Below are 10,555 nucleotides of genomic sequence, written 5' to 3' on the forward strand. Positions count from 1 at the left end.
GAGTGACCATGCTGGAATTGAACGCTAAAACAACCGCCCTTGTCGTAATTGATTTACAGGAAGGGATCCTGCCTTTCGCTGGCGGCCCTCATACGGCACATGATGTGGTTACCCGCGCCGCGCAGTTGGCGGAAAAATTCCGTGCCCACGGTTCCCCGGTGGTAATGGTGCGCGTCGGCTGGTCTGACGATTACGCCGAAGCGCTGAAACAACCGGTTGATGCGCAAACTCCGGCTAAAGCGTTGCCTGAAAACTGGTGGCATTACCCAGCTTCTCTGGGGAAATGCGCCAGCGATATCGAAGTGACTAAACGCCAGTGGGGAGCCTTCTATGGTACCGATCTGGAATTGCAGCTGCGTCGCCGGGGTATTGATACCATCGTCCTGTGCGGGATCTCGACGAACATTGGCGTTGAGTCGACGGCGCGAAATGCGTGGGAGCTGGGTTTCAGTCTTATCATTGCAGAGGATGCCTGTAGCGCCGCCAGTGCTGAGCAACACCAGGCCAGCATGACCCACATTTTCCCGCGCATTGCGCGCGTTCGCAGCGTGGAGGAGATTCTGCAAGCGCTATGATTTATATCGGTTTACCCCAGTGGTCGCATCCAAAATGGGTGCGTCTGGGGATCACCAGCCTTGAAGAGTATGCCCGCCACTTTAACTGCGTGGAGGGCAATACCACGCTGTATGCGCTGCCTAAATCCGATATTGTTGCCCGCTGGCAGGCACAGACCACCGATGCGTTTCGATTTTGTTTTAAATTTCCGGCGACCATTTCGCATCAGGCTGCGCTGCGTAATTGTGATGACCTGGTACAGGAATTTTTTACGCGCATGTCGCCGCTGGAATCGCGCATTGGACAATACTGGCTGCAATTACCTGCGACTTTTAGCCCACGCGATCTGCCTGCCCTGTGGCAGTTTCTCGATACGCTCCCGAAATCCTTTACCTACGGTGTGGAAGTTCGCCATCCAGACTTTTTTGCCAAAGGCGAAGCCGAGCAGCTATTTAATCGCGGTTTACACGAGCGTGGAGTAAACCGGGTGATTCTGGACAGCCGCCCGGTGCATGCCGCAATCCCGCATACTGAAGCAATACGTGACGCCCAGCGCAAGAAACCGAAGGTTCCGGTGCATGCGGTGGTGACGGCAAACCATCCGATGGTACGCTTTATCGGTAGCGATAATATGGCACAAAACAGCGAGCTTTTTGCCGTCTGGCTGACCAAGCTGTCGCTATGGCAACGCACCACGACGCCGTATCTGTTTTTGCATACGCCGGACATCGCGCAGGCTCCGGAGCTTGTTGATACGCTATGGGCAGATTTACGCAGCGCCCTACCAGAGATCGGATCAGCACCCTCGATTCCACAGCAATCTTCTCTTTTCTGAAAATGCCACCTATCATAGTCAGTGCCATCAACCCAACCGTACTCTAAATAATTCGAGTTGCAGGAAGATGGCAAGGGAGAGAATCCTCAGGAGCTTACATTAGTAAGTGACTGAGGGGAGCGAGTACAGCCACCGCGCATGCAACTTGAAGTATGACGAGTAAAGGGAGTTTGTATGGTAAGCGCGCTTTATGCCGTATTGGGTGCGTTATTGTTAATAAAGTTCTCCTTTGACGTCGTTCGCCTGCGCATGCAATATCGCGTTGCCTATGGCGATGGAGGTTTTAGCGAACTGCAAAGCGCTATCCGCATTCACGGTAATGCGGTGGAATATATTCCCGTCGCGTTAGTGCTGCTGTTATTTATGGAAATGAACGGTGCAGAGACGTGGATGGTGCATATTTGCGGGCTGATGTTGATTGCCGGACGACTGATGCATTATTACGGATTCCACCACCGGCTTTTCCGCTGGCGCCGTTCAGGCATGAGCGCAACCTGGTGTTCGCTGTTGCTAATGGTGCTGGCGAATCTTTGGTATATGCCCTGGGAGTTGGTTTTCTCCCTGCATTAGCGCACAATACGCCACTTTATTTTTCCCGGATTTTTACGTTATGTCTCACCGCGACACGCTTTTTTCTGCGCCTATCGCCAGTCTGGGTGACTGGACCTTTGATGAACGGGTAGCTGAAGTCTTCCCGGATATGATCCAGCGTTCCGTTCCTGGCTATTCCAATATCATTTCTATGATTGGCATGCTGGCCGAACGTTTCGTACAACCCAACACGCAGGTCTACGATCTGGGCTGTTCTCTGGGCGCGGCGACGCTCTCGGTGCGTCGCAATATTCATCACGAGAATTGCAAAATTATTGCCGTCGATAACTCCCCGGCGATGGTTGAGCGCTGCCGTCGTCATATTGACGCCTATAAGGCACCGACCCCGGTTGAGGTTGTCGAAGGCGATATTCGCAACATTACTATCGAAAACGCCTCGATGGTGGTGCTGAATTTTACCCTGCAATTCCTTGAGCCACCTGAGCGCCAGGCATTGTTGGATAAGATTTATCAAGGGTTGAATCCCGGCGGCGCGCTGGTGCTGTCTGAAAAATTCAGTTTCGAAGACGCTAACGTTGGCGAGCTGCTGTTCAACATGCACCACGACTTCAAACGGGCCAATGGCTACAGCGAACTGGAAATTAGTCAGAAACGCAGCATGCTGGAAAACGTGATGCTGACCGACTCGGTAGAAACGCACAAAGCGCGACTGCATCAGGCCGGCTTTGAGCACAGCGAATTGTGGTTCCAGTGCTTCAACTTTGGCTCTCTGGTGGCGTTGAAAGCTGAGGTTAGCGCATGATCGATTTTGGTAACTTTTATCAGTTGATTGCCAAAAATCATCTGTCCCATTGGCTGGAAACGCTTCCGGCGCAAATCGCTGCCTGGCAGCGCGATCAGCATGGTTTATTTAAACAATGGTCAAACGCCGTCGAGTTTCTGCCCGAGCTGACGCCGCATCGTCTGGACTTACTGCACAGCGTTACCGCAGAAAGTAAAGAACCGCTCAGCGAAGGCCAGCTTAAACGTATCGACACCCTGATGCGTAACCTGATGCCATGGCGTAAAGGACCGTACTCGCTGTACGGCGTCAACATCGATACCGAATGGCGTTCCGACTGGAAGTGGGATCGCGTTCTGCCGCACTTGTCTGATCTCACCGGCCGTACCATTCTTGATGTTGGCTGTGGCAGTGGTTATCACATGTGGCGCATGATTGGCGCTGGAGCGCATCTGGCGGTTGGGATCGATCCTACGCAACTGTTTCTGTGCCAGTTTGAGGCGGTACGTAAACTGCTGGGCAATGACCAGCGTGCTCACCTGCTGCCGCTGGGTATTGAGCAACTTCCAGCGCTAAACGCCTTTGACACCGTGTTCTCCATGGGCGTGCTTTATCACCGCCGATCGCCGCTGGAACATCTGTGGCAGTTGAAGGATCAGTTGGTTAAAGATGGCGAGCTGGTGCTGGAAACGCTGGTCGTCGAAGGTGATGAAAATACCGTTCTGGTGCCGGGCGATCGCTACGCGCAAATGCGTAACGTCTACTTTATTCCATCTGCGTTGGCTTTAAAAAACTGGCTGGAAAAATGCGGTTTTGTTGATGTGCGCATCGCCGATGTCTGCGTCACCACCACCGAAGAGCAACGCCGCACCGAGTGGATGGTAACCGAGTCGCTAGCCGACTTCCTCGACCCGAACGACCACAGCAAAACGGTGGAAGGCTACCCCGCCCCATTACGCGCAGTATTGATTGCGCGTAAGCCGTAATAGATTGCCGAATGACCGTTACGTATAGCACCGTTTCTCCAAAATAGTTCAAGTTGCAGCAAGGCGGCAACGTAGCAAATCCCTGGGAGCGTAGATAACTACGTGACCGGGGTGCGCGAGGCGGCCAACGCTGCTGCGGCTTGAAATATGAAGGAGAAAAAAAGGCCCCTGTTGAAATTGCAGGGGCCTGGTACGAGCAAGCATCATATTGGGCGACATGATGCAACGGTAAAATCAGTTGGCCTGATGGTGTGCAATGATTGCTTTCATTTCAGCAACCGCCGTCCCGTCTACCGCATAGCGCGAATACTCATCCGCCTGCGCATCCGAAGACATCGACAACCCCGAATTGCGATAACGCATTGGTGAAGCCAGCCATACTCCGGCAGAACTGTGGACTTCCTGCACTCCAGCATCAAGGAACAGGGACAAATTCGAGGCGCGAACCCCCGCTCCGGCCATAATGATTGGAGCACCGGGCTGCGCAATAAGTTCCATTATTTTTGTTAAACCTTGCGCCGCATCTGATTTTTGCCCTGAAGTGAGTACTCTGGCAATGCCCAAATCAGCTAATTTTTTAAGCGCATTGAGTGGGTTAGCACACATATCAAAGGCCCGATGAAAAGTGACTTGCAGCGAACCGGCGGCAATCATTATTTTCTCCATGCGCGGCATATCGACATTGCCATCCACATCTAAAATGCCGGTCACCAGCCCTGAGAATCCCAGTTCCCTGACCATCGCAATATCATCCAGCATTGCAGCAAATTCACCTTCGGTGTAGCAAAAGTCGCCTCCACGTGGGCGAATAATGGGATTGACGGGAATCGAAATGTGCTGGCGAACGGAACGCAAGACGCCCAGTGACGGCGTTAAGCCCCCTTCTTTGGGTGCTGAGCATAGTTCAATACGATCCGCGCCGTTTTGCTGCGCCGTGCGCGCGCACTCCATGCTGTAACAGCAGATTTCCAGTATAGCCATGCTCACTCCTGACGTTCGCTTGCCACAATGGTTTCAATCGACCACGGATGGAATTTTATCGTCACGCTACCATCGCTAACCGCCAGCGTCGGATTCGGTAAACGCTCACGCTCACCTTTTGGCGAGCTGGTTTTCACAAAAATGCCCGGTTGACTCAGACCGTGATCGGAAAGCAGCGCCAGCGCTCGCGCATTCAGCGTTTCCGCCTCTCCCGGCAGAACAATTTCAATATGTTCCCAGCCTTCATGTGGGTAGCGTTTTTCGCCCGGCCACGGCAGTTCGACGATGGAAAATTGCCAATGTTGCACACAAACCGGCTCATGCAGTTTAAAAAGACAAATAGGTCTGCCGTTAATGATGTTTTCTGACAACAATTCACCGCACTGTTCAAACCCACGACGCCAGCGCTCTGCGGTGGTATTTTGATGGCAACGCAAGGAAATGTGATCGGCTTCCAGGCCTGTGATATCCAGCCCAAGACGGGTAGAAAGTTCCGTTAATGCCTGCGTGAAATGCGGTAAATCTGCAGAAATATCCTGTAGTTCTGCAACGGTTTGCCAGTTCGCCATATTAAAAGCTCATATCCATGTTCAAAGTCGCTAATTTACTCTGTTGCGCTGCGCCATCCAACCGCTGTTTTCTTCGAACACATCATGAATAAATTTACGCCATTGCATTGTTTATATTTCAGGCTACTGGCGGTACACACAATGCTGACGGCAACGGGCATTTGCAGTATACTCCCGCCCTTAATTCTTAAACTGGTGCGGTGAATTTTAGGCCGCTTCATAAATGTAAGGTATTCCGGTGAATATTCAGGCTCTTCTCTCAGAAAAAGTCAGTCAGGCCATGATTGCTGCAGGCGCGCCTGCAGATTGCGAACCGCAGGTTCGTCAGTCAGCAAAAGTACAGTTCGGCGACTATCAAGCTAACGGCATGATGGCTGTCGCTAAAAAACTGGGTATGGCGCCGCGACAACTGGCTGAGCAGGTGCTGACTCATCTGGATCTCAACGGGATTGCCAGCAAAGTTGAAATTGCAGGCCCGGGCTTTATCAATATTTTTCTCGATCCGGCATTTCTGGCGCAGCACGTTCAGCAGGCGCTGGCTTCCGATCGTCTGGGCGTCACTCAACCGGCTAAACAAACCGTCGTGGTTGACTACTCCGCGCCTAACGTAGCGAAAGAGATGCACGTTGGTCACCTGCGTTCCACCATCATCGGTGACGCGGCGGTGCGTACGCTGGAGTTCCTCGGTCACAACGTTATTCGCGCTAACCACGTCGGCGACTGGGGTACTCAGTTCGGTATGCTCATCGCATGGCTGGAAAAACAGCAGCAGGAAAATGCCGGAGAGATGGCGCTGGCTGACCTGGAAGGTTTCTACCGTGATGCGAAAAAACATTACGACGAAGATGAAGCCTTCGCGGAACGCGCCCGTAGTTATGTCGTAAAACTGCAAGGCGGTGACGAATACTTCCGCGAGATGTGGCGCAAACTGGTCGACATTACCATGTCGCAGAACCAGTTAACCTACGATCGCCTCAACGTTACCCTGACCCGTGACGACGTCATGGGCGAAAGCCTGTACAACCCGATGCTACCTGGCATCGTCGCCGATCTGAAGGCGAAAGGCCTGGCTGTTGAAAGCGAAGGCGCTACCGTCGTATTCCTTGATGAGTATAAGAACAAGGAAGGCGAACCGATGGGCGTTATCATTCAGAAGAAAGATGGCGGCTATCTCTACACCACAACCGACATCGCCTGCGCCAAGTATCGTTACGAAACCCTGCATGCCGATCGCGTTCTTTATTACATCGACTCTCGCCAGCATCAGCACTTAATGCAGGCCTGGACCATCGTACGTAAAGCCGGTTATGTGCCGGATTCAGTGCCGCTGGAACACCACATGTTCGGTATGATGCTGGGCAAAGACGGTAAACCCTTCAAAACCCGCGCGGGCGGCACGGTTAAACTGGCCGATCTGCTGGATGAAGCGCTGGAGCGCGCACGTCGTCTGGTCGCGGAGAAGAACCCGGACATGCCTGCCGACGAACTGGAAAAACTGGCAAATGCGGTCGGTATCGGCGCAGTGAAATATGCGGATCTGTCCAAAAACCGTACCACCGACTACATCTTCGACTGGGACAACATGCTGGCGTTCGAAGGTAACACCGCGCCATATATGCAGTACGCTTATACCCGCGTACTGTCCGTGTTCCGTAAAGCAGATATCGACGAAAGCGCGCTGGCAAATGCGCAGGTCGTTATCAGCGAAGATCGTGAGGCTCAACTGGCGGCGCGTCTGCTGCAGTTTGAAGAAACGCTGACCGTCGTTGCGCGTGAAGGTACGCCACACGTGATGTGTGCTTACCTGTACGACGTTGCTGGTCTGTTCTCCGGCTTCTATGAGCACTGCCCTATTCTCAGCGCTGAAAACGAAGAGATTCGTAACAGCCGACTGAAGCTGGCACAGCTGACGGCGAAAACCCTGAAGCTGGGTCTGGATACACTGGGTATCGAAACCGTAGAACGTATGTAATCACCTCAACTAATGTGAAAGCCCGCGCTATGTCGCGGGCTTTTTTATTTCCCCGAATGACCGCCCTCGTAGGCAGCGCAATCAGGTCGACAAGAAACGGCTACGCTTACTGTAATTTGTAACAACCCACAAGGAATGACACATTTCCCTAGAGATATGGAACATCTTTTGCCTGTCATCCCGTCTAAGCCTCCGTATCATTAGGCGGCGAATTAATCGGGTACGGGTCAATGACATTCAGAGATTTTGAGGCGGAAGAAAAGCTCTTCCAGCGGCGTGTATTGGTGGCCTTTGGCCTGGTAGTAATCTGTTTTGGCATCCTGATTTACAATCTGTATAACTTACAAATCTGCCAGCACCAGTATTACACCACCCGGTCGAATGCAAACGACATCAAAATGCTGCCCGTCGCCCCAACGCGTGGCATGATTTACGATCGCAACGGCATCCCGCTGGTGCGCAACGTTACCTGGTACGATATTTCCGTTACGCCGTATAAAATCAGCGATATGAATGCGTTACTCCAGCAGCTCACGCCGATCGTTGACCTCACACCTGATGACATAGACCAGTTTCGCCATGAGCTGAAAGCCAGCAGCCGCTATCGTCCTGTGGTGCTAAAAAATGCGCTAACCGATGTCGAAATCGCCCGTTTCTCAGTAAACCAGTTTCATTTTAGCGGCGTCAACATCAATAGTTACGAAGACCGCCAGTATCCCTATGGTGCGGCGCTGGCGCATGTCCTGGGTTATGTTTCAAAAATCAATGACAACGACCTGAAAGCACTGGATCAAAAGGGTCTGGCGGAGAACTACGCCGCCGATCACAACATCGGTAAGCAAGGTATTGAGCGCTATTACGAAAACGAACTGCATGGAAAAACCGGTTATCAGGAGGTGGAAGTAGATAACCACGGACGCATCGTACGCCTGATCAAAGATGTGCCGCCCGTTGCCGGAAAAGATATCCATCTGACGCTGGATTTACATTTACAGCAATACATTGAGAGCTTGTTGGCTGGCCAGCGTGCCGCCGTTTTGGTTGAAGATCCACACGACGGTTCCGTACTGGCGATGGTCTCAAACTCCAGCTATGACCCTAATCCGTTTGTCAAAGGCATCAGCTATCAGGACTATAACAAGCTACTCCAGGATAAAGACCTGCCATTAATCAACCGCGTCACGCAGGGATTGTACCCTCCCGCTTCAACGGTCAAACCGTATATGGCGATGTCGGCATTACTGAACGGGGTAATCACGCCGCAGATCAGTTTCTTCGGCGCCCCTACCTGGACGCTACCCGGCACCGAGCGACATTACCGTGACTGGAAAAAAACGGGCCACGGTATGCTGGATGTCACCAAAGCGATAGAAGAGTCTGCCGATACGTTCTTCTATCAGGTGGCGTATATGATGGGGATCGACCGGATTAACAGCATGCTCAGCCAGTTTGGTTACGGTAAACCGACCGGCATCGATCTTGATGAGGAGTATAACGGCCTGCTCCCGAGCCGCGAATGGAAGCAAAAAGTGCACAAAAAAGCCTGGTATCAGGGGGACACTATTTCAGTTGGCATCGGTCAGGGCTACTGGATTGCCACACCTATCCAGATGGTAAAAGCCATGGTCGCACTGATTAACAACGGCAAGGTTATCGTCCCTCACCTGCTGCTCGATGAAGAGAGCGGCAAAACCATCACGCCGTATCAGGCTCCAGAAGTACCGTCACAAATCGCCTCAGCCTCATCGCCCTACTGGGGACTGGTGCGTCAGGCGATGTTCGGCATGGCGAATGAACCAAATGGTACAGGTTATAAGTTCTTTCACACCGCGCCTTACGGCATTGCGGCAAAAAGCGGCACCTCGCAGGTCTTTAGCCTGAAAGAAAATCAGACCTACAATGCGAAGATGATCCCTGTCCGCTTGCGCGACCACGTGTTCTATACCGCATTTGCACCTTATAAGAGCCCGAAGGTCGCGGTGGCGTTAATTCTGGAAAACGGCGGCAGCGATGGTGTCACCGCCGCGCCGGTTATGCGTCAAATCATGGATCATCTGTTTGCCCCGCAGGACAATACGGTACAAACAGTGACGACTGAACAATCAGGACCGATAGCGGTATCGCCATCGAATACCGATATCAAAAATACTTTCGCAAGTATTCGGTAAGGCACAGCATCGCCATCGCCTGTCCGTAAGGCATGGAGGTCCGAGGGATGTTGCGGTAGAAATCGAGATTGTGTCCCATCCCGGTACCAAACGAGGTGTGCAGCAGTTCACCTTCCGGTGAAATATGCTGCACAATGCCGCGAATGGCTTTTTCGGCTACCGACGCATACTCTTGCCCAACATAGCGTTTACGTACTGCTTTGAGGATCCCATAGGCAAATCCGGCAGTTGCCGATGCTTCCAGATACGACTGCGGGTCGTCCAGCAAGGTATGCCACAACCCACTTTCATCCTGGCATTTCGCCAGCGCCGCGATTTGCGCGTTCAGGACCTGTACCAGATAGCGGTGAACAGCATTGTTTTCCGGTAAATCAAGTAATTCGAGGAAGTCCGGGATCACGATAGTTAACCAACTGTTGCCACGCGCCCAGCGGGCATTAGCAAAGTTATGATTTCCTTCATAGCTCCAGCCGTGGAACCACAGCCCCGTTTCTTTATCCATCAGGTTTTGCACGTGCACCAGGAACTGATACGTTGCCTCTTCGATGTAGTCCGGGCGATTGAGTAGCTTGCCAATCTTCGCCAGCGGTAAAACCGTCATCATCAGCGTGTCATCCCACATCTGTTGATGGTTTTCTTCCGCCAGCGTGATGTGTTGCATACCACCAAATTCGGTACGCGGCATCTCATGCATTGCCCACTCAGCCCAGCTGTCGAGCCACGGCAGATACGCTGGATTACGCGTCTCTTCATAGCGATACGCCAACGTTAAAAATGGCGCCATGGTGTTCACGTTTTTAGTGGTTGCACCTTCAGCAAAGCGATCGGCAAACCAGCTATCGATGATATCGCGCATCGTTTCATCGCCGGTTTGCAGATAGTACTGATACATCCCGTACAGGCCGACGCCGTGTGTCCACTCCCATCCCGCCCAGCCTTTAGTATCAATTACGCGTCCATCGTCCAGACGCAGCAAGAACTCGCCGGTTTCGTCATGAATATTGACCAGGTTATGCGTCACCTTTTTGATCAGCGTTTTTAATTCATCCCTGGCAATAAAATGTTCTGGCTGGCGCAATAACGGGCTATGTTTAACCGGGTAAACAATCATTTACTAAACCTCTGTCAATGTCGGATTCAATGCTGTGACCTGCCC

General features: G+C 52.3%; 10 protein-coding genes. 7 read left to right on the plus strand and 3 right to left on the minus strand.

All coding sequences use genetic code 11. The annotated features are described in order from the left end of the window. The first annotated feature begins 8 nt into the window (after nucleotides 1–8). The 5 genes from ACHHZ7_RS12040 to cmoB all read left to right on the plus strand — a co-directional run bounded on the left by ACHHZ7_RS12040 (nucleotide 9) and on the right by cmoB (nucleotide 3,709). On the plus strand, nucleotides 9–575 hold the full coding sequence (locus ACHHZ7_RS12040; RefSeq protein ID WP_060683690.1) for a hydrolase: 567 nt from the start codon (nucleotides 9–11) through the stop codon (nucleotides 573–575). Further along, complete coding sequence (locus ACHHZ7_RS12045) at nucleotides 572–1,390, plus strand: DUF72 domain-containing protein (protein WP_060683689.1); 819 nt, start codon at nucleotides 572–574, stop codon at nucleotides 1,388–1,390. The genes ACHHZ7_RS12040 and ACHHZ7_RS12045 overlap by 4 nt, the downstream gene beginning before the upstream one ends. A gap of 174 nt (nucleotides 1,391–1,564) precedes the next feature. Then, on the plus strand, nucleotides 1,565–1,960 hold the full coding sequence (locus tag ACHHZ7_RS12050) for an MAPEG family protein (protein ID WP_003833847.1): 396 nt from the start codon (nucleotides 1,565–1,567) through the stop codon (nucleotides 1,958–1,960). Nucleotides 1,961–2,000: 40 nt separating this feature from the next. Further along, nucleotides 2,001–2,744, plus strand: coding sequence for a carboxy-S-adenosyl-L-methionine synthase CmoA (cmoA, locus tag ACHHZ7_RS12055; RefSeq protein ID WP_003034686.1), 744 nt, complete (start codon nucleotides 2,001–2,003; stop codon nucleotides 2,742–2,744). Next, nucleotides 2,741–3,709 carry a tRNA 5-methoxyuridine(34)/uridine 5-oxyacetic acid(34) synthase CmoB gene (cmoB, locus tag ACHHZ7_RS12060; protein WP_003833851.1) on the plus strand — a complete coding sequence of 323 codons (969 nt, stop codon included), beginning with the start codon at nucleotides 2,741–2,743 and terminating at the stop codon, nucleotides 3,707–3,709. Before cmoA ends, cmoB begins: the two co-directional genes overlap by 4 nt. A gap of 234 nt (nucleotides 3,710–3,943) precedes the next feature. On the opposite strand, the gene cutC is transcribed toward cmoB, so the two are convergent. Continuing rightward, nucleotides 3,944–4,690 (minus strand): copper homeostasis protein CutC, encoded by a 747-nt coding sequence (gene cutC / locus ACHHZ7_RS12065; protein WP_048235198.1) that lies wholly within the window; start codon nucleotides 4,688–4,690, stop codon nucleotides 3,944–3,946. Between the two features lie 2 nt (nucleotides 4,691–4,692). Continuing rightward, entirely contained in the window at nucleotides 4,693–5,259 is a 567-nt protein-coding gene (locus tag ACHHZ7_RS12070; RefSeq protein ID WP_003833855.1) for a VOC family protein, read from the minus strand. A gap of 238 nt (nucleotides 5,260–5,497) precedes the next feature. Here ACHHZ7_RS12070 and argS point away from each other — a divergent pair, with 238 nt between their 5' ends. Both argS and mrdA read left to right on the plus strand, forming a co-directional pair. Beyond that, nucleotides 5,498–7,231, plus strand: coding sequence for an arginine--tRNA ligase (gene argS, locus ACHHZ7_RS12075; RefSeq protein ID WP_003833857.1), 1,734 nt, complete (start codon nucleotides 5,498–5,500; stop codon nucleotides 7,229–7,231). Between the two features lie 230 nt (nucleotides 7,232–7,461). Next, entirely contained in the window at nucleotides 7,462–9,399 is a 1,938-nt protein-coding gene (gene mrdA / locus ACHHZ7_RS12080) for a penicillin-binding protein 2 (RefSeq protein ID WP_192464124.1), read from the plus strand. On the opposite strand, the gene ACHHZ7_RS12085 is transcribed toward mrdA, so the two are convergent. Further along, the gene (locus ACHHZ7_RS12085) at nucleotides 9,371–10,510 is read right to left on the minus strand and encodes a glycoside hydrolase family 105 protein (protein WP_060683687.1); all 1,140 of its coding nucleotides are present in this window, start codon (nucleotides 10,508–10,510) and stop codon (nucleotides 9,371–9,373) included. The genes mrdA and ACHHZ7_RS12085 overlap by 29 nt on opposite strands. Between the last annotated feature and the right edge of the window lie 45 nt (nucleotides 10,511–10,555).

Origin of the sequence: Citrobacter freundii complex sp. 2024EL-00216, assembly GCF_043945515.1 — a bacterium.
Classification (GTDB): Bacteria; Pseudomonadota; Gammaproteobacteria; order Enterobacterales; family Enterobacteriaceae; genus Citrobacter; species Citrobacter portucalensis.